18 protein-coding genes are annotated in these 20,076 nt (G+C 63.6%); 3 read left to right on the top strand and 15 right to left on the bottom strand.

Annotated elements, in window-relative coordinates:
• Positions 1–11 precede the first annotated feature (11 nt).
• The gene (locus J2X53_RS07255; protein WP_349036808.1) at positions 12–959 is read left to right on the top strand and encodes an AraC family transcriptional regulator; all 948 of its coding nucleotides are present in this window, start codon (positions 12–14) and stop codon (positions 957–959) included.
• A gap of 6 nt (positions 960–965) precedes the next feature.
• Here the strand turns inward: J2X53_RS07255 and J2X53_RS07250 are convergent, their stop codons facing one another.
• The 11 genes from J2X53_RS07250 to J2X53_RS07200 all read right to left on the bottom strand — a co-directional run bounded on the left by J2X53_RS07250 (position 966) and on the right by J2X53_RS07200 (position 13,795).
• A complete protein-coding gene (locus tag J2X53_RS07250; protein WP_349036807.1) occupies positions 966–2,102 on the bottom strand; it encodes an OpgC domain-containing protein in 1,137 nt (378 codons plus the stop codon).
• On the bottom strand, positions 2,092–3,870 hold the full coding sequence (gene mdoH, locus J2X53_RS07245) for a glucans biosynthesis glucosyltransferase MdoH (RefSeq protein WP_349036806.1): 1,779 nt from the start codon (positions 3,868–3,870) through the stop codon (positions 2,092–2,094). Before mdoH ends, J2X53_RS07250 begins: the two co-directional genes overlap by 11 nt.
• Before the next feature lie 3 nt (positions 3,871–3,873).
• Positions 3,874–4,071 carry a hypothetical protein gene (locus J2X53_RS07240; RefSeq protein WP_349036805.1) on the bottom strand — a complete coding sequence of 66 codons (198 nt, stop codon included), beginning with the start codon at positions 4,069–4,071 and terminating at the stop codon, positions 3,874–3,876.
• Positions 4,072–4,085: 14 nt separating this feature from the next.
• On the bottom strand, positions 4,086–5,687 hold the full coding sequence (locus J2X53_RS07235; RefSeq protein ID WP_349036804.1) for a glucan biosynthesis protein G: 1,602 nt from the start codon (positions 5,685–5,687) through the stop codon (positions 4,086–4,088).
• 322 nt (positions 5,688–6,009) lie between these two features.
• Positions 6,010–7,545 carry a M81 family metallopeptidase gene (locus J2X53_RS07230; RefSeq protein WP_349036803.1) on the bottom strand — a complete coding sequence of 512 codons (1,536 nt, stop codon included), beginning with the start codon at positions 7,543–7,545 and terminating at the stop codon, positions 6,010–6,012.
• A 3-nt stretch (positions 7,546–7,548) separates the two neighbouring features.
• Entirely contained in the window at positions 7,549–8,520 is a 972-nt protein-coding gene (locus tag J2X53_RS07225; protein WP_349036802.1) for an ABC transporter ATP-binding protein, read from the bottom strand.
• The gene (locus J2X53_RS07220) at positions 8,504–9,493 is read right to left on the bottom strand and encodes an ABC transporter ATP-binding protein (protein ID WP_349036801.1); all 990 of its coding nucleotides are present in this window, start codon (positions 9,491–9,493) and stop codon (positions 8,504–8,506) included. The genes J2X53_RS07225 and J2X53_RS07220 overlap by 17 nt, the downstream gene beginning before the upstream one ends.
• The gene (locus J2X53_RS07215; protein WP_349036800.1) at positions 9,493–10,374 is read right to left on the bottom strand and encodes an ABC transporter permease; all 882 of its coding nucleotides are present in this window, start codon (positions 10,372–10,374) and stop codon (positions 9,493–9,495) included. The genes J2X53_RS07220 and J2X53_RS07215 overlap by 1 nt, the downstream gene beginning before the upstream one ends.
• Positions 10,371–11,297 (bottom strand): ABC transporter permease, encoded by a 927-nt coding sequence (locus J2X53_RS07210; RefSeq protein ID WP_349036799.1) that lies wholly within the window; start codon positions 11,295–11,297, stop codon positions 10,371–10,373. Before J2X53_RS07210 ends, J2X53_RS07215 begins: the two co-directional genes overlap by 4 nt.
• 6 nt (positions 11,298–11,303) lie before the next feature.
• Positions 11,304–12,869 carry an ABC transporter substrate-binding protein gene (locus J2X53_RS07205; RefSeq protein WP_349036798.1) on the bottom strand — a complete coding sequence of 522 codons (1,566 nt, stop codon included), beginning with the start codon at positions 12,867–12,869 and terminating at the stop codon, positions 11,304–11,306.
• Positions 12,870–12,910: 41 nt separating this feature from the next.
• Entirely contained in the window at positions 12,911–13,795 is an 885-nt protein-coding gene (locus J2X53_RS07200; RefSeq protein ID WP_349036797.1) for a MurR/RpiR family transcriptional regulator, read from the bottom strand.
• Positions 13,796–13,950: 155 nt separating this feature from the next.
• Between J2X53_RS07200 and menC the strand changes: the two genes are divergently transcribed.
• Together menC and J2X53_RS07190 are read left to right on the top strand one after the other, a co-directional pair.
• The gene (gene menC / locus J2X53_RS07195) at positions 13,951–15,084 is read left to right on the top strand and encodes an o-succinylbenzoate synthase (RefSeq protein WP_349036796.1); all 1,134 of its coding nucleotides are present in this window, start codon (positions 13,951–13,953) and stop codon (positions 15,082–15,084) included.
• On the top strand, positions 15,081–15,785 hold the full coding sequence (locus J2X53_RS07190; RefSeq protein WP_349036795.1) for a GNAT family N-acetyltransferase: 705 nt from the start codon (positions 15,081–15,083) through the stop codon (positions 15,783–15,785). Before menC ends, J2X53_RS07190 begins: the two co-directional genes overlap by 4 nt.
• Positions 15,786–15,806: 21 nt before the next feature.
• Here the strand turns inward: J2X53_RS07190 and J2X53_RS07185 are convergent, their stop codons facing one another.
• The 4 genes from J2X53_RS07185 to ugpB form a co-directional block, all read right to left on the bottom strand.
• The gene (locus J2X53_RS07185) at positions 15,807–16,865 is read right to left on the bottom strand and encodes a sn-glycerol-3-phosphate import ATP-binding protein UgpC (RefSeq protein WP_349036794.1); all 1,059 of its coding nucleotides are present in this window, start codon (positions 16,863–16,865) and stop codon (positions 15,807–15,809) included.
• A complete protein-coding gene (gene ugpE, locus J2X53_RS07180) occupies positions 16,866–17,735 on the bottom strand; it encodes a sn-glycerol-3-phosphate ABC transporter permease UgpE (protein ID WP_349036793.1) in 870 nt (289 codons plus the stop codon).
• Positions 17,728–18,609: a sn-glycerol-3-phosphate ABC transporter permease UgpA gene (gene ugpA, locus J2X53_RS07175; protein ID WP_349036792.1), complete on the bottom strand. Its 882-nt coding sequence runs from the start codon at positions 18,607–18,609 to the stop codon at positions 17,728–17,730. The genes ugpE and ugpA overlap by 8 nt, the downstream gene beginning before the upstream one ends.
• Before the next feature lie 75 nt (positions 18,610–18,684).
• Entirely contained in the window at positions 18,685–19,980 is a 1,296-nt protein-coding gene (gene ugpB / locus J2X53_RS07170; protein ID WP_349036791.1) for a sn-glycerol-3-phosphate ABC transporter substrate-binding protein UgpB, read from the bottom strand.
• Positions 19,981–20,076: the final 96 nt, after the last annotated feature.

The following is a 20,076-nucleotide window of genomic DNA, read 5'->3' as shown; positions in this document are numbered from 1 at the left end:
CACAGAAAAAGATGGACGAAATCGAACATAATTCTGATGCGTCCACCCCCGCCACCGGCGTGCTGGCCGGGATTCCCGTTCGCGCGCTTGACCTTACCCTGACCCGGTCGGCGATCCGCATGCGTCATTCGCACAGCTGGCTCATCGACAAGGTCAATACGGTGCATGATCTGGTGATCTGCCTTTCGGGAACCGGCGACTACCTGCTTGATGACGCGCCCGTCCGCCTGACCCCCGGCATGGCGATGCTGATCCCCGCTGGCACCCGCTTTGTCGGCCGCAACCCCGACCCCGATCAGCTGTATACCGGGCTGGCGCAGCATTTCCGGCTGGACCTGTTCGGCACGCATGATCTGTTCGCCCGGATGACCTGTCGCCGGGTGGTCACGCTGTCGCGCTGGCCGATGCTGGAGCCTCTGGTCCGCCACTACCGCGCCACCGCCCCTGCCAGCTCCACCACACTGGTGATGCACCACGCCTTCATGGTCATTCTGAACGAATTCATCGAAGATGCCTTTGTGTCATGGAACACGGCCCAAACCGGGGCGCTGGACAATTCCGAAGGCCTGCCGATGGCCGTCACCATGGCAGCGACCCAGATCGCCTCTGACCCGCTGCAACCGGGGCTGGCCGACCGCGTGGTGGCAGGTGCCCCCTACAGCGACGTGTATTTCCGCCGCGAATTCCGCCGCCGTCTGGGCGTCACCCCCGCCAAGTATCAGGAATTCAAGCGGATGGAGATTGCGATGCAACTGCTGGAAGCAGGCTATGGCATCACCGAAACCGCCCGGCGCGTCGGCTTTACCGACAGCTACTATTTCTCACGCCTGTTCAAACGCCATATCGGCATCAGCCCCCGTGGCTGGCAGGATCAGGTCAGCCAACGCCGCGATGGCCGCTGGCCCCGCGGGCAAGAGGATGGCGAGCAGATCTATCCCCTGCGCCCCCCGCCCGGCTGACCGGGTTCAGCCAACCATCCGGCGTGGCTTGCGCCCGCGCTGCCACCCGGCAATCGCAAACAGCACCACAAGGCCACAGCCGATCAGCACCGAATCCAGCACAAACGACGGTCCCGCCATCACCTTTGCCACCTGCGCGCCATAGGCCAGTACCGTACTGACTGCAAAGACCGGCAGCGAATGTTGCCCCAGCAGGATCAGCGGCGCCACCTTGGGGCTTTCGGAAATCTGCGTCAGCACGGGCAACGCGCTCAGCACATAGGCCAGCGCCAGAATGTGCAGCAGGCGCGGCAGATGGACAAAGCTCTTGTCAAACGAGGTGAACACCGACGGCGCCCCCGCGTATTCATACAGCAGCCACAGCCCATGCCCCCCGGTTGCCGCAACCACCGGCACCTGCACCCAGATCGCCGCCAGCACCAGAAAGCCGACGGCCAGCCAGAATGCCCAAGGCATGAACGGCAGCCACCGCCGCCTTTGCCGCATCGCAAGCCCGGTCAGCAACCCGGCCACAAAAATCACCTGCCATGCCAGCGGATTGAAAAACCAGCCGTAATCCAGCGGCCAGGTCGGCATCCTGATCTTGAACAACCCAACGCAGAACCAGACCAGCAGCGACCCCACCATCACCCCGCGCGGCCAACGCACCGCCGCCCACAGCAACGCCGGCGCCGCCAGCAGCAGCACGATATACAGCGGCAGAATATCGGCATAGGCAAACTGATGGCCAAGCACGATCAGCCCGGGCAAGAACAGCTCCGGGTTTTCCAGCGCCGGGGCAATGTTGCGCTTTTCCGCCATCACCGCCACTGCCGGATGCTGCACCGTCAGTGCAAACAGCGCCACGATGCACAAAACGACCACCACATGCACCCACCACAGCGTCAGCACCCGCCGCCATGGCCGCAACGCCTCGGCCAAAGGCGGGCGCGCGCTGCGCAGAAAGATCGGCCCATAGGCCAGCCCGGTGGCAATCCCCGACATCAGCACAAACCCCTCTGCCGCATCGGAAAACCCGAAATTGCGCGAGGTGACATGCTCCCACAGCGTGCCCGGAATATGGTTGATGAATATCATGATCAGCGCGATGCCGCGCAGCAGATCAACCCGGTAATCCCGTCTGTGTGCGGGCTCAGGCGACATCGGCTTGCGCAAGATCGCGGCTCCACTCGGCCAATACCGCCTCATGCCCGGCGACAATCGCGGGCAATCCTCTGTCTTCCGGCACCGGAAAACGCCCCGGACGAACAGGCCGCGATGTCCACCAGATCAGCACCGGCGCCAGCAGCATCGGCAGCGCCACCGGCAGCAGCCACAGCGTCAGCTCTGGCGCAAACACATGCGCCACGCCCAACCCGACGATACCCCAGCCGCTGATCCAGCGCCCTGCCGCCCAGGCATCAGCAAAATCAAGGCCCCCGTCGCCCCGGTTGTTGGGTGGCCAGCCGCCATCGCTGCCCATCAGAACCTGCACCACAGACCGGCTCTGAAACGCCAGCAATATCGGCGCGATCAGCGACGACAGCAGCAATTCTGACAGCATGGCCCGGAAACTGGCCCAAGCGCCGCCAAAACCCGCCGCGCGGCCCGATGCCACCGCATCCAGCACCACCATCAGCTTGGGCATCACCAGCAGCCCGAAAATCCCCAGCGCCAGCCCCACCGCCTTGGCGGTCTGGTCATAGGGAAACACCGGAAACGGCCAGTTTTCCAACGGAAAGTAATCCGGCCCGATCGCAGTTGCCGACGCCATCACCGACGCGGCAATGAACCCCAGCCAGATCAGCGGCGCGATATAGGCAAAGATACCCTGAAAGAACACAAACCGGCTCCAGCCTTTCAGGCCGGGCGCGCCGATCACCTTGGCATGTTGCAGGTTGCCCTGACACCAGCGCCGGTCCCGCTTGGCATGGTCGATAATGTTCTCCGGCCCTTCCTCAAAGCTGCCATCCAGATCATCATCCAGCCGCACCACCCAGCCCGCGCGCGACAGCAGCGCCGCCTCGACATAGTCATGGCTCAGGATATGCCCGCCAAAGGGCGGCGGCCCCGGCAGTTCCGGCAAGCCACAGCTCTCGGCCCAGGCGCGGATGCGGACAATCGCGTTGTGGCCCCAGAACGGCCCTGTCCGCCCCTGCATCGCCGCCAGACCATGCGCAAACACCGGCGAGTGGAACGAGGCCGCAAACTGCATCGCACGGCCAAACATCGACCGCGCCCCGATCACACGCGGCAAGGTCTGCAGCAGGCCCAGCTTTGGGTCGGCCTCCATCCGGCGGATCATGGTCAGGATCGTCGTGCCTTCCATCAGGCTGTCGGCATCCAGAATCACCGCGTAATCCCAGGCCCGGCCCGAGGCCACGATGAATTCCTCGATATTGCCCGCCTTGCGCCCGGTGTTCTGCACCCGGCGGCGGTAAAAGATCCGCCCCGCCCCGTGCTGCCGGGCCAGCAGCCGCGCGCACCACACCCGCTCGGCCGCCGCAATCGCCTCATCGCGGGTATCCGACAGAATGGCGAAATCGACCTGTGCGCCGTTGCCGGTTGCGCGCAGGGAATCGTCCATCGCGGCAATACGGGCAAAGGTGACAGCCGGTTCTTCGTTATAGACCGGCACGATCACCACCGTACGGCCCCGGATCTCGCCCTGCACTTCCGCCCGCACCGGTCGTTGCCGGGCGATCAGCCCAAGCATCGCCGTCGCCGCCCCCCAGGCCAGCCACCATGTGGAAAACACAATCAGCCCGGCCCGGATCATATCGACCACAGTGATCCCGTCGGCCGCGCCATAGATGTGAAACACCATCCCCGCCGCAGCCGCAGCCAGCACGCTGAACGTGATGGCAAAGGCCCGCGCGCGGGTCGTGCGGTCTTTGGGACCAGGCGGTAAGGCGGCCGCGAGCGCGGTCATGCCTTAGCCCGCGCGCCCCAGATCACGCCGCAGCAGCGACAGAAGCGCGCCCAACCCGCGCCACATCGGGCGCGCCCGACGCGTCAGCACCTGTTTCGGCATCGCCAGCGGCGCCAGCGGCGGTTCGGCCGCGCGCATATCCATCCCGGTCATCAGATCCGCAATCGCGCGATCTTTGACCAACGTGTCTGTAATCGTCATGGTCTCTGCAATCATCATGCGCTCAGCCATTGATAAAGCCAGTTTTCTGTCAACTTGCGACCATAACCCGCGACATGGGCAACCAGTTCCACAGTCTTTCCCGCCTCGGGGCGGACATCGACCACCAGACGCCACACGCCATTGGCATCAACCTTTGACAGGGTCTGCACCACAATTTCGCCGCCGATGATGGTCACAACACCCTTGACCTCTGCATCCGCAGGCAGCCGCGCCAGCAATCCACCCGCGAAATCAATGACGAATTTCCGGGTGCCTTCGGTGTTCTCTACCCCCGACACGCCGCCTGTACCGGCACGGGTTTCCTTGACATAGGCCACATCTGCCGCCGGATCGACCGGCAGCGCGCCCCAATGCAGGCGGTAGGAATACTCCAGCATCTCGCCCGGCACCGGCTTTGCTTCGGGCACCCAGAAGGCGACGATGTTGTCATTCACCTCCAGCGGTGTGGGAATCTCGACCAGACGCACCGCGCCCTTGCCCCATTCGCCCATCGGCTCGACCAGAAGGGACGGGCGACGCTCGTAATGCGAGACCGCATCCTGATAATTCTCGAAATCCCGGTCGCGCTGCATCAGACCAAAGGCCAGCGGATTCTCTTCGGCAAACCACGATTCCGACAACCGGCTGGGGTTGTTCAGCGGCCGCCAGTTGCGGTCGCCGTCGCGGCGGTGAATGGCAAGCCCGTCGCTGTCATGCACGCTGGGGCGGAAATCATCAAACTGCGTCCGGCTTTTCTCGGAAAACAGGTACATCGAGGTCAGCGGCGCGATGCCGATCTGATCCACCTGCGTGCGGAAAAACAGTCGCGCGGTGACATCCATTTCCGTATTCGTGCCCGGACGGATCGCAAAGCGATAGGCCCCGGTGCAGCTTTCGCTTTCCAGCGCGGCATAGACCACCACCTCACGCGCAAAGGGCGCAGGCGTTTCCAGCCAGAACTTTGAAAAGCGCGGGAACTCTTCGGGCTTGCCCAGCCCGGTGTTGATCGCCAGTCCGCGCGCCGACAGGCCATAACCCGTGTCACGCCCCACCGCGCGGAAATAGCTGGCCCCCAGAAACGCCACCACTTCGTCAAACAGATCGGCCCGGTTCAGCGGCGCATTCAGCCGGAACCCGGCCACCCCCGGCAGCGGCTCGTGCGGCGGCACGCGGTCGCGGATACGGTCGTAGTAGCGGAAATCATCGGTCGTAAAGACCATAGGCCGCGCAACACCGCCCTCAACCTCGAACATCGTCACCGGTTCGGCAAACAGCCAGCCCAGATGGAACGCATGCACATGGAACCCGGCCTCGGTGCCGGACCAGCGGGCTTGTTTGGGGTTGAACTGCACCGCCTGATAATCATCATAGCTGAAGTCGCTGAAAAACCCCTCCGCGCGGGCCGGAGCCACATGCGGCGCGGCGGCAAGATCGCGCATCGCGGCGGTCAGACGGTCGAAATCAAACGGCTCACCGGCAGCCTGAACATCGGCTCCGGTCTGGGCGTTCGCGGGGCGCACAAGGCTCGTGCTGCAATGCAGCAAGGCGCTAGCCCCAACCAGCCCTAGGAACGAGCGTCGTTGCAATACAATAGGCAGTCCCGGAGTATCCGGCATTTTGGCTCCCGCACGTCGATTCGGTGAAAACTCAATAAAGTTCTCAGGTTATAAGGGGTCACGCCAGAGCGAGTGCCATGCGCAAATCGCAAACCTGCTATGCTGCAGGTGCAAAGCACAGCCCGCGCAACCCCTGTCTACATCAGTGGCGGAGATGGGGTATTCGACCGGGCAGCGTCAATGCCAGTTTCACGTTCCGTGATGATCTTATGCATTTTATGGCTGGTTTCCGCCGAAATCTGACCGCATCCGGTCAAATGCGGTCGCGCCCCGCCGGCACCATGCCAAAGCCAGCCCGGATGCCGAACTCTCCCGGCTGATCTTACCCGCGCGCAGGCAGAATCGGGCGGAATCCCTCCGGCATCTCGTCCAGTGGCCAGATCGGGCGGCGCACCTTTTCATAGCGACGCTTGGAATAATCCGGCGTCGCCAGCCCGCCACAATCACAGACGATCACCGCTGCCGCAATCGGCTCGAACGCAGCGCGGAAATGCTGCTGTGATTTCAGCCCCAGGACCGTGCAGGCCTCGGGTGTGATGCCAAACGCCTTGAACTGTTGCAGATCATAGGCCTGCCCGCGCTCGGTCACGATCAGAACGTCAATCCCGTTGACCCGCAGCACCGCCGTCGGGCCAAAGCGAAAGGTGATGCCGCCAATCACCGGCCCGTCGCCCACCAGCACGCCCTCTGCCGACAGATGGCGGATCTCGCCAGTCACCGTGATCGGCCCGCCGCCATACCGGGGGTCAGCCTTGCCGCCGATGGCCAGCGTCACCGTCTCGCCCACGCGGTGCCGTTGCAGCTCTGCCGCTGCCCCGGGGTCGATCAACGGGCCAAAGGCGGCATCCCGCAGCCCCAGCCCCAGCAGCCCCGCCAGCAGATTGGTCGCATCGCCATAAGCGCCAGAGCCCGGATTGTCGGAAAAGTCGGCAATCACCAGCGGCCCGGGACGGTCGGCGCGAAAATCGCGCACCGCCTGACAGGCCTGCTCGACCGTCAGGAATCTATTGGCGCAAGAGTGGCGCGCCTCCCAGATCGCCGTCCCCAGATCCAGTGCAATCGCCTCTGCCCGCGCTTCGGCCCCGTTCAGGCTGGCGTCATAGCTGACCAGAACCGACGGCCCGCAATGATAAATATCGGCGTCCGAGAACCCGGCATTCACCGACACCGCCATGATCCCCGGCTCGGTCTCATAGCGCCGGGCGCGGTCATAGAATTCCATCGTCGGCAGTACGTCCGACCGGCCCGAGTTCGCCTCGTCCAGCATCGGCACCGCCAGCCGCAGCGTGCGGCCCTGCGCCCGGCCCGCCATCATCACTTTCAGCGCCTGTGCGGCATGCACGGCAGTTTCCACCGGGTCGACATGCGGATAGGTCTTGAACGACACGATCACATTGGCCCCCGCCGCCATTTCGGGCGTGGTGTTGGTGTGCAGATCCAGCGTCACCGCAATCGGCACATCCGGCCCCAGAATCGCGCGCAGCCGGGTCAGCAGTTCGCCCTCCGGGTCTTCGACCCCTTCGGCCACCATCGCGCCATGCAGCGCCAGCAGCACGCCGTCCAGCTTGCCCGCCGCCTGTGCGGCATCGGTGATCATCCCCGCCAGATGCGCGAACGCCTCTGCCGTGACAATCGGACCGGGTGTCGCGGTGGCCGACAGCGCATGTGTCACCCGCCAGCCCTCGGCCTCGGCCACATCCATGAACCCCTTGATCTCGGCCACCGCATGCCGCCGCTTTGACAGCGCCTCCTCTCCCGAGGCCAGAATCTCGACCCGATATTGCTCCAGCCCGGTCCGGCCCTTCTGAAAGGTGTTGCACTCTTGAATCAGTTCAGCGGTCAGCACGTGAAAGCTCATGGATCAGGCCTCGACAGGGTTGAAACAGGCGACCTTGCTGGCACCTGTGGTCTGGGTCAGCGCGGGGCGGCTGGTGCGGCACCGGTCCTGCACCCGCGGGCAACGGGGGGCAAAGGGACAGCCCGGCGGCAGGGCAAAGGGCGACGGGATCTCGCCCTCCAGCGGCACGATCTGCGCCCGCTCGGTCGGGTCGGGCACAAAGGACGACCCCATCAGCGCCGCCGTATAGGGATGGCGCGGCGCGGCATCCGGGTCGGCCATCTCTTCGACCACCGATCCCAGATACATCACCACGATCCGGGTGCAGAAATACCGCACCAGACCCAGATCATGGCTGATGAACAGATAGGTCAGCCCCGATGTGCGGTGCAGCTCCTGCAACAGCGCGATGATCTGCGCCTGAATCGACACATCAAGCGAGGCGGTGGGTTCATCCAGCACCACCACCTCGGGCCGGTAGGCCAGCGCGCGGGCAATCCCCACCCGCTGGCGCTGCCCGCCCGACAGCTGATGCGGATAGGCCCCGGCAAAGCTGCGGTCCAACCCGACCTGATCCAGCAGCGCCTCCACCCGGCCCGGCGGCGCGGTCTCGCCCAGCGCGGCAAACGGCTCCAGCAGGCACTCGCGCAGGGTAAACCGTGGGTCGAGCGAGGAATACGGATCCTGAAACACCATCTGCAGCTTTTTGCGCAGCGGGCGCAGGCGCGCGCCGTGGTCCTGCGTCACATCGCGCCCCTCGAACAGCACCCGCCCGGCACTGGGGTCGATCAGCCGCATCGCCAGCCGCGCCAGCGTGGACTTGCCGCAACCGCTTTCGCCGACCACGCCCACGATATCACCGGCGGCAACGCGCAGCGACACGTCGCTGACCGCCGTCATGCTGCGCCCCTTGCGCAGCAGCCCACCGCCGGTGGTAAAGGTCCGCACCAGACCGTCAAGCTCCAGCACCGGCACAGCGTCAGCGGTCATCTGCATCTGCGGCCTCCGTAACCGGGGTATCGACGGGGTGGTGACAGGCCAGCATCCCGCCCGTCCCGGTCGCAACAGGCAACGGTTGTTGCGTCGAGCAAAGCGCATCCGCCCGGCAACAGCGCGGGGCAAAGCGGCAGCAGTCGGCTCCGTATTGCGACACCGCCGCCACCGTGCCCGGTATCCCGCGCAGACTGCCCGGCGCCATGCCATCACGCGGGATGCAACCGATCAGCGCCTCGGTATAGGGGTGGCGCGGGGCGGCAAAGATCTGCCGCACCGGCCCGCTTTCCGCCACCCGCCCGGCATAGAGCACGCAGACCTTGTCACAGATCTGCGCCACCACGCTCATGTCATGGGTGATCAGGATCAGCCCCAGATCGCGCTTGCGCACCAGATCGGCCAGCATCATCACGATCTGCGCCTGCACCGTCACATCCAGCGCCGTTGTCGGCTCATCGGCGATGATCAGGTCCGGGTCCGCCGCCAGCGCCATGGCAATCACCACCCGCTGTTTCATCCCGCCCGACAGGTTGTGCGGATAGGCCCGCGCCACCACCTCGGCCTCAGGGATGCGCAGCCGCGACAGGATCTCCACCGTATGCGCCCGCGCGGCCCGCTTCGACAGGCCCAGATGCAGGCGCGACACCTGATCGACCTGATCGCCGATCGTCACCAGCGCATCCAGCGCGCTCATCGGGTTCTGGGTGATGAACCCGATCCGCTTGCCCCGCAGACGGCGATAGGCGCTTTCCTTCAAACCGACCAGATCAGTGCCGTCAAACACCACCGACCCGGCGGTGATCGTGGCCCCCATCCGCGCGGCCAGCCCGGTCAGCGCCAGCGCGGTCAGCGACTTGCCCGACCCGCTTTCGCCGACCAACCCCAGCACCTCGCCCCGGTCCACCGAAAAGCTGAGGCCATCCAGCAGCCCCACGGTGCCGATACGCAAAGACAGATCGCGGACATCGAGCAACATCACACCACCCTCAGCCGGTCACGGATATCCAGCTTGGCCAGCAGAACATCGCCAAACAGGTTGATCGCCACCACGGTCAGCGCGATGCACAGTCCGGGGAACAGGATGATCCACGGCCCCTTGAACAACAGCCCCGAGCCGGATGACATCATGCCACCCCAGGACGGCGTCGGCGGCTGCGCGCCCAAACCGAAAAAGCCCAATGTCGCCTCCAGAATGATCGCATCCCCGGTGGCCAGCATCCCCGCCACCAGCACCGGCCCCAGACAATTGGGCAACAGGTGCCGGAACAGGATGAATGCATGCGATGCTCCCAGCCCCCGCGCCGCCTCGACATAGGTTTCGCTTTTCAACGCCATCACCTGTGACCGGGTCAGCCGGGTGAACTGCGCCAGATAGGCGACACAGATCGCCACCAGCGTGCCCGTCACCCCCGGCCCGATGATCGCCACCAGCATCAGCGCCACCAGAATCTCGGGGAACGACCATGTCAGATCGACCACCACCATCACCATCCGGTCAAACCGCCCGCCGAAATAGCCCGCTGCCGCGCCCAGCGTCATGCCGAACACCAGCGAGATCGAGATGGCCACCACCGACACCGACAGCGAGGTGCGCGCGCCATACAGGATCCGGGTCAGCACATCGCGGCCAAATTCATCCGTTCCCATCGGATGCGCCAGCGATGGCGGCTGAAAGGCGTTGGTCAGGGCCTGAATGTCATAATCATAGGGCGTCAGCACCGGGGCAAAGATCGCGCCCAGCACCACCAGCAGCAAAAAGCCGCCCGCCACACCGCCCTTGATCGTCGCCAGCGCACGCCATGCCACCGAGCGGCGGATCGTGCCCAGCATACCCGTCTTTTGCACCGCCGCGCTCATGTCAGACTGTCCCGGAACCGCGGGTCCATCGCCGCCTGCAACAGATCGCCCATCAGCGTGCCCAGCATCACCGCCATGGCGAGGATCAAGAGCGAGGCCTGCACCACCGGGTAATCATGCTGGTTCAGCGACTTGATCAGCAATGACCCCAGACCGGGGCGCGCAAACACCACCTCGACCGTGACCGCGCCACCCAGGATCCAGCCGATCCGTAGCGCCAGAATGGTCACCACCGGGATCAGCGCATGGCGCAGCACATGGCGCACCTGAATGGTCAGCGGATGCACGCCCTTGGCATGCAGCAGCAGCACAAAATCCTTGCCCTGCGTGTCGATCATGGCAATCCGCGTCACCCGCGCCACCAGCGCGGTGCCGCCCAGCCCGATGGTCAGCACCGGCAGCACCAGACTTTCCCAGCCCCGCGCGCCCGACACCGGAGTCCAGCCCAGCGACACCGAAAACACCAGGATCATCAAAAGCCCGATCCAGAAGTTCGGCAGCATCGAGCCAAACAGCACGCCGCCCATCAACCCCTGATCCAGCCACGATCCGCGCCAGGACGCCGCGATGGTTCCCACCACGACGCCCAGCACGGTCGAGAAACACAAGGCCAGCCCGCCCAGAGACAGCGAATAGGGCAAGGCCTGTGCCACCAGCTGCGCCACCGGACGGCGCTGCACGATCGCGGTGCCCAGATCACCGGTCAGCACATTGCTCATCCACAGCAGGTATTGCTCGACCAGAGGCCGGTCGAGCCCGTATTTCGCCGTCAGCGCTTCGCGCTGTGCCGGGCTAGACCCCACACGCAGCAGATTCTCGATCGGGTCTCCCGGCAGCATGTGGATCATCGAAAAGATGACCACCGACACCGCAAAGAACACCGGAACCAGCATCAGCACCCGTCTGGTGACATAGCCCAGCATCTGGCCTTACTCTTTCACGTCAAGTTCAAGGAACCCCAGCGTGTTGAACCGGGGCGCATGCAGCACCTCGGGCATCACCAGCCGTTCGGCGTTGTAGCCGATGATCTGCACCGGCTCGTAGATCGGCGCATAGGGGAACTGCGAGTTGATGTATTCGTGATAGGCGACAAAGGCCGCCTCGCGCTCGGCCGAGTTCTTGGCCCCCGTCATCGCCGCATCCTTCAGCGCTTCGGCCTTTGGGTCATCCAGCATCGACACGTTGGGATAAAACGGCCGGGTGGCGGAAAAGAACCACTCCAGAATATCGGCGTTGTCCCACAGATAAGACCGCACCGCGACCTGATGCGCGCCGGTCTTGTACTGGTCGCGGATCGCCGCGCTGTCAAAGGTGACCAGCTCTGCCTCCACGCCCACGGCCTTCATCTGGGCCTGCACCACTTCGGACAGGCGGCGGAAAAAGCTGTCGGATTGGGTCCACAGTTTCACCGACAACCGGGTGCCGTCCTTGGTGCGCACGCCATCGGTGCCCATGACCCAGCCGGCATCATCCAGCGCCTTGTTCGCCCGCTCGGGGTTATAGGAGATGCGGAATTCCTCCGCGATCTTCGATTCCGGCAGGGATGAGATCAGGAACCCGTCCGCCACCTTGCCCATGCCGGCAAAGACGGCATCCAGAATTTCCTGCTGGTTGATCGCAAAGGCCACGCCTTCACGCACCTTGATGTCGTCGAACGGCGCTTGTTTCACGTTCATCGGCATATAGACCAGATCCTGCCCGGCCAGTTGCAGGATCGACAGATCCGACGCCCCTTCAACCTCGCCCACGAAATCGGTCGGCACGTTCAGCAGCATGTCCACGCCGCCGGTCTTCAGCTCCAGAAACGCCGTCGAGGATTCCGCGATCTCGCGCAGGGTCAGGCGTTCGATCTTTGCCGGTTTGCCCGTAGCGTCACCCGGACCCCAGGCGTAATCATCGTTGCGCACCAGCACCGTCTGCTGACCGATCTCAAAGCTTTCCAGCCGGAACGGCCCGGTGCCGACGGCATCAAACACGCCGTAATCTTCGCCCGCCTCGGCATAGGCCGCCGGATCGGGGATCGAAGCGAACACGGTGGACAGGTTGTACAGCAGGTTCGGATCCGGCCGCTTCATCACAAAGCGCACTTCCAGATCCGACACCACTTCCGCCCGCTCGACCGCGTCGAACAGATAGGCGTTTTCGGTGCCCGGATACAGCGCCAGCCAGTCCACAACCGTTTGTGCCGCAAACGGCGTGCCATTGTGGAACGTCACCCCCGGCTTCAGGGTAAAGGTCCAGGCCATGCCGTCATCGGCCTCGACCCAGCTTTCGGCCAGCTGCGGCACATAGGCCAGGTTTTCATCCTTGGCGATCAGCCGGTCATAGATCAGATAGGTACCGACCGACTGCATCGACGACGCCACCGGGTTATACGATGTGGCCCCGACCTCGTTCGAGGCCATCACCACCGTCACCTCCTGCGCAAAGGCAGACAGGGCCAGACAAGACCCGATGGCGGTGGTGGCAAGCAGGGTGGACAGGTTATATTTCATTATTATTACCCTCATTCTGTTGGAGAAATCCCTTTGTCCGGCTAGCGCTGATGCCCGACAAAGGTGCGGTAGTTTTCGGCGATCCGGGTCATGCGCTGCTCAACCTCGGGGCCAAGCTGTTCAAAGACCTTGATCACCAGCAGGTTGATCAGTCCGGCGATCTGGCCGGTCGCATCCCAGAAATGCGAGAAATCGGTATCGACGCGCAGCACCTCGGTCGCCAGCTCCGGGGCCCAGCCGCAATAGGGGTCGGTGATCACGGTCACCGGAATGCCCTCGGCCTGCGCCTTGGCCACCAGCTCCACCGCCAGCCGCGAATAGCGCCGGGTCTCGATCACCACCAACGCGGTGCCCTGCGGATCATCCAGAAACAGATCGGCAAAATGCCCGCTCTCCAGTGACAAGGGACGGACCGCCGGACGCAGATAGCTCAGGTTATGCGCCAGATAGGCCGCCAGCCCGCGCTCGGTCTGGAACCCGGCAACCAGCACCTGTCGCGCCGTCGCCAACCGCTGCACACAGGCCGCAAACTCCGGCGTGGTCGCCAGCTGGTGGTTGCGCATCACCGCGCGCAATTCCCGTTCCAGCGCCGCACCGCCGACCCCCTCCCCGGCGTTGAAATGGGCCCGCAACGCCGATCCCTGCAACCAAGGGCTGTCCCCCACCCCGGCAAAGGCCGCCAGATCGACATCGCTTTTCAGCGCCTCTTTCATCTCTTTCAGGTTGCGATAGCCCAGCGCACGGGCGAACCGCCCCACCGACACCTCTGACACCCGGATCGCCTGCGCGATGCTGGCCGAGGTTTCGAACGGCAGCCGCGCGATGTTTTCCAGAAGATAGGCCGCAATTGCCCGCTCGTTCGGCGTGCCACTCGACAGCATGGCCTCCAGCCGGTCTTTCAGATCGTTGCCAACGTCGTCCTGCATGGATTTCCCTTGGAAAATAGTCATGCCTTTCGGCTGCGACTCCATCAGTGACAGTTAAATAACATTCCGTCAATCTTGACTGTAAACTAAAATTGCCGCATCAAATCTGTACCTGACCCGGCAGAAAGACCCCCGGCGTCGTTGCAGGAGCGTATATGTCCGTCCCGCCCATCCGCCCGCCATTGCGCATTGATCACGCCGAGCTGCGCCTGATCGAACTGCCGCTGATCCAGCCCTTCACCATCGCGACCGGCACCATGACCCGAAAGGTCTTTCCCCTCGTCGTGCTGCGCGGCGAAGGGTGTGAGGGCTATGCCGAAGGCGTCGCCGATGTGCTGCCCGACTATCTGCCGGAAACCATCGCCAGCTCGATGATGATGCTGCGCGATGTGTTCCTGCCGCAGCTGGTGGGCCACAGCTTTGAAAATCCGCAGGCGGTGGAACGGCTGATCCGGCCGTGGCGCGATCACCAGATGGCCAAGGCCACGGTGGAAATGGCGTTCTGGGATCTTTGGGCCAAGGTGCAGGGCCTGCCGCTGCGCTCGGTCCTCGGCGGCACCAAGACCGAGGTCGAGGTCGGCGTCTCACTCGGCATCCGCGACATTCCCCGCACGCTGGCCGATGTGGCGCTGCATGTTCAGCAAGGCTATCGCCGCATCAAGCTCAAGTTGATGCCCGGCCACGACCTGCGCCTGCTGCACGCCGTGCGCCACGACTTCCCCGACATCCACCTGACCGTGGATGCCAATTGCTGCTACACTCTGGCCGATCTGCCGGTGCTGCGCGCGATGGATCAGTTCGGGCTGGATTACATCGAACAGCCCCTTGCGTGGAACGACCTGCACGATCACGCAAGGCTTCAGGCCATGCTGTCCACCCCGATCTGTCTGGACGAATGTATCCGCTCCGTCGCCGACTGCCGCAAGGCGCTGGTCAGCGACGCGGGCCGGGTCATCAACATAAAGGTCGGCCGTCTGGGCGGCCATACCGAGGCAAAGCGGGTGCATGATCTGTGTCAGGCCTGGGATGTGCCGGTCTGGTGCGGCGGCATGCTGGAGGCGGGGATCGGCCGCGCCCACAACATCCACCTGTCGACGCTGGAACAGTTCACCCGCCCCGGCGACACCTCATCCTCGTCGCGCTATTTCCACCGCGACATCGTGGCGGAAAAACTGGAAACGACAGACGGCCTGATGCCGGTGCCCGCCAACGGCGCGGGAATCGGCGTGACGCTGGACTGGGATTTCCTGAACACCGTCACCACCACGACCGAAACCTTTGCGCCATGACGATCCAGTACCGCGATCTGGCCGGTCTGGCCGAATTCCGCGCCGCACAGCAGATGCAGCAAACCGTCTGGGGCCATGATGACCAGCCCGACCCCGCCGATCTGATGATGGTCGTGCAATCCGAAGGCGGCATCTGCGCCGGGGCGTTTCAGGGTGACCGGCTGGTGGGCTATGTCTTTGGCTTTGCCACCGGCGATCCGCAGGTGCAGCACAGCCACCGGCTTGCGGTGCTGCCAGACTGGCGCGGCGCGGGCATCGGTGTCGGGCTGAAGCTTTATCAACGCGCGTGGTGTCAGGCGCGCGGCATCCGCATCCTGCGCTGGACCTATGATCCGTTGATCACCCGCAACGCCCATCTGAACATCGCGCGGCTGGGCGGCATCGGCCAACGCTATCTGGTCAATTACTATGGCGCCGAAGGCAGCTATCAGGGCGGCATCGACAGTGACCGTGTCGTGGTCGAACTGCACCTGACCGCCCGTCCCGCCACCACGGCAGAGGCCCGCGTCAGCATCCCGCGCAATTTTTCCCTGTTGCTGCGCACCGATCCCGCTGCTGCCGCCCAGACCCGGCTGCAAACCCGGCAGGCGATGACCACGCTGTTCGATCAGGGGCTGGTGATCACCGGCTTTGACGCCACCACCGGCAGCTATGACTTTGGCCAGACCGACGCCCCGGCCCGCCACGCAAGTCAAGCGTGACAGGCGCGGGGGCGCAGGCGCTTACAGCCGCTTGCCGGTATCGCTTGCGAACAGATGAAGACGCCCCTCGGGCGGGGCCACCCGCAGCCGCTGACCGCGCGCCGCACCCGTGCTGCCCGGCAGGCGCAGCGTAATCGCCACGTCCGACCCTTCGATCATGCCATAGCCAAAGGCATCTGCCCCCAGCCATTCGACCGAGCGCAGCACCACCGGAATCCCCGGTGTATCGTCGCCCACGATCTCCATATCCTCGGGCCGCAGCCCCAGCCGCACCTCACGGTCCGCAGGCAGCCCGGCCAGCGGCAGCCGGTGCCCGCCCGGCAGCACCGCCACGCCCGCCTCGACCTGCACGGTAAAGATGTTCATCGCCGGTGATCCGATGAACCCCGCCACGAACTCGCTGGCGGGGGTCATGTAGACCTCATGCGGGGTGGCGATCTGCTCGGCCACGCCTTTGTTCATTACGATCAGCCGGTCGGCGAGCGTCATCGCCTCGACCTGATCATGCGTCACATAGAGCATGGTCTGCCCGGTGGTCTGGTGCAGATCCTTGATCTGCAACCGCATCTGAACCCGCAGCTTGGCATCCAGGTTCGACAGCGGCTCATCCAGCAGAAACGCCGACGGCTCCCGCACCAGCGCGCGGCCCATCGCCACCCGCTGGCGCTGCCCGCCAGACAGGGCGCGCGGCTTGCGATCCAGATAGGGCTCCAGCTCCAGCATGGCGGCAGCCTTGGCCACCCGCTGGTCAATCTCGGCCTTGGGCATCTTGGCGATCTTCAGACCATAGGCCATGTTTTCCCGCACGCTCATATGCGGATACAAAGCGTAGTTCTGGAACACCATCGCGATGTCGCGCTGGCGCGGTTCCAGATCGTTCACCACCCTGTCGCCGATCTCGATGGTCCCCGCGCTGATCCCCTCCAGCCCCGCCACCATGCGCAGCAAGGTGGATTTGCCGCAGCCCGAAGGCCCGACAATCACCACGAATTCGCCATCGGCGATGGTCATCGTGATCCCATGGATCACCTCTTGCCCGGCATAGCTTTTGCGCAGGTCGTTCAGAAAGATATTGGCCATTTACTTCTCCGTCTCGACAAGACCCTTCACGAACCAGCGCTGCATCAGCACGACCACAAGGATCGGCGGCAGAATGGCCAGCACCGAAGTCACCATGACGAGGTTCCAGGGGGTATCGGCATCGGCGAAAGAGATCATCTTTTTCAACGCGATGACGATGGTGTTCATTTCATTCGAGTTCGTGACCAGCAGCGGCCACAGATATTGCGTCCAGCCATAGATGAACTGGATCACAAAGATCGCCGCCACATTGGTCAGTGACAGCGGCCACAGGATATCCTTGAAAAACCGCCACGGCCCCGCGCCATCGACCCGCGCCGCCTCCAGCAGCTCATCGGGAATGGTCATGAAAAATTGCCGGAACAGCAGCGTCGCGGTGGCCGAGGCGATCAGCGGCAGGATCAGACCGGCATAGGTGTCGATCAGACCAAGATCGACCATCACCTTGTAGGTCGGCTGAATCCGCACCTCGACCGGCAGCATCAGGGTGATGAAGATCAGCCAGAAACACGCCATCCGCAGCGGAAACTTGAAGAACACGATCGCATATGCCGAGGCCATCGAAATCGCGATCTTCCCCAAGGCAATTCCCATCGCAATCAGCGTGGTGTTGCCCAGCAGACGCCACAGGCTGACCCCGCCGATCTGCCCGATCTGCCCGGAAAACGCGTCAGAATAGTTCTGAAACCCCTCGGACCCCGGCAGCAACGGCAAGGGCGGGCGCAGGATGGTCGATGTCGAATGGGTGGACGCGATGAACACGTAATACACCGGAAACGCCACGATGATCACGCCGAGGATCATCCAGAAATGCGCCGTCAACCGCGCCGCACCCCGCGCTGCCAGCGGGCTTGTCGTTCCGTTATCCATAGTGCACCCGCTTTTCAATGAACCGGAACTGGAACGCGGTCAGCACGATCACGATCACCATCAGGATCACCGATTGCGCCGCGGAATCGCCCATGATCAGGTTCACGAAGCCGTCGTTGTAAACCTTGTAGACCAGCGTTTCCGTCGACCGGCCCGGCCCGCCACTGGTCACGGCATGGATGATGCCGAACGTGTCGAACAGGGCATACACCGTGTTCACCACCAGCAGGAAAAACGTGGTCGGTGCCAGCAGCGGGAACACGATGGTCCGGAACGCATGCCCCCGGCTCGCGCCGTCAATCGCCGCCGCCTCCAGCAAGGATTTCGGAATCGCCTGTAGCCCGGCCACAAAGAACAGGAAGTTATAGCTGATCTGCTTCCACGTCGCCGCCGCCACCACCAGCGCCATCGCCTGTTCGCCATCCAGCAACGGGTTCCAGTTGATCCCCAGCTGGCGCAGGGGCCAGGCCAGCGTGCCAAAGGACGGGTTGAACATGAACAGCCACAGCATCCCCGCAATCGCCGGGGCCACGGCATAGGGCCAGATCATCAGCGTGCGGTAAAACCCTTTGCCCCGGACGATCTTTTCCACCTGAACCGCAAGGAACAGGGCAATCGTCATCGCAAAAAATGCGACCAGCAGCGAGAAAACCACCGTGACCTGCATCGCGTTCAGATAGGCGGGGTCATTCAGCACCTTGCGGAAATTGGCCAGCCCGACAAACGTGCTCGACAGCCCGAACGGGTCTTCGCGCAGCACAGACTGACGAAACGCCTGCGCGGCAGGCCAGTAGAAAAAGATCAGCGTGATCGCCAGCTGCGGCGCCAGCAACAGCCAGGGCAACAGCTTGTGCGGAAAGACGGTGCGGCGCATCCACATTCCTTGCTTTGCGTCAAAAGAAAAGGCGCACACCGGCCCTATGCCGGTGTGCGCCTGATGGAAACGGCCTTAGCCGCCAGTGGCTTCCTTGATCGCCGCGTTGCCGCGCGTCTTGGCCGAGGTCAGCGCCTCTTCTGCGGTCTGCTGACCGGCGAGCATCTTCTCGAACTCTTCGTTCAGAATGTCGCGGATCTGCGGCAGGTTCGGGGCGCGCACACCCTTGGAGTTTGCGGTCGGTTCCTTGCCCGACATCTGCAGGATCGGCACTTCGCGGGCCGGGTTGGTGTCATAGAACCCCGACGCCTTGGTCGCCTCATAGGCGGCCAGCGTCACCGGCAGATAGCCGGACTGCTCGTGCAGGTATTGCTGCACCTCGGTCTGCGACAGGTAGTTGAAGAACGTCCCAACCCCTTTGTAGGTCTCATCCGACTTGCCACCCATCACCCAGAGCGAGGCACCGCCCGGCGTGGTGTTCTGTGGCGCGCCTTCGGCGGTTTCGTCATAGGGCAGCTGGCCGATGCCATAGTTGATGCCAGCCTTGACGATATCGCCCAAGCCCCCCGAGCTTTCGGTCAGAATCCCGCACTCACCCGAGGTAAAGTTCTGCTTGGCTTCCGAGGTGCGGCCGCCATAGACAAACACGCCCTCTTTGCCCAGATCCGCCAGCTCCTGGAAATGCTTGACGAACAACGGCCCGTCAATCGCCAGTTCCGGCACGCCCGCCAGACCGTTTTCGTTGCTGGCCCAGGACACGTTGTTCCAGGCGGCAAAGTTCTCGGTGTGGATCCAGGTCAGCCAGGTCGAGGTATAGCCGCAGGTCGCAGCGCCGCTTTCCTTGATCTGCCGCGCCGCAGCCCAGACCTCAGCCCAGGTTTTCGGCGGGGTGTTCACATCAAGGCCCGCTTTCTCGAAGATGTCCTTGTTGTAATACAGGATCGGCGAGGACGAGTTGTAGGGGAACGACAGCATCTCGCCTTCGGGGCTGGAATAATAGCCGACGATGCCCGGCAGATACTGGCTCTTGTCAAAGCTGAAGCCTGCTTCGGTCAGCACTTCGGCCACTGGCTTGATCGCGCCCTGCGCGCCCATCATCACCCCGGTGCCAACGTCAAACACCTGAATGATATCTGGCGCTTGTCCGGCACGGAATGCGGCGATGCCTGCGTTGAGCGTCTCGGGATAGGTGCCTTTGAAGACCGGCTGCACCACGTAATCCGACTGGCTTGCGTTGAAATCTGCGGCGATCTTGTCAACCACTTCAGAATTCGCGCCAGACATGGCGTGCCACCAGGAAATCTCGGTCTGGGCCTGCGCTGCCAATGGCAGTGCCACAAAGCCTGCAACCAGCAGGTTTACGGTTTTCATGTTTGTCTTCCTCCTAGGGATATACTGACCGGGCACCTATTCCCGAAAGACATGACATCCATGTAACATTCGGCCTCCCTGGCACCCTTTCATGAC

This window comes from Pseudotabrizicola sp. 4114 (genome assembly GCF_031457365.1).
Lineage (GTDB): Bacteria > Pseudomonadota > Alphaproteobacteria > Rhodobacterales > Rhodobacteraceae > Pseudotabrizicola.
The sequence above is the reverse complement of the archived record's forward strand: the minus strand, read 5'-3'. Positions and strand labels throughout refer to the sequence as shown.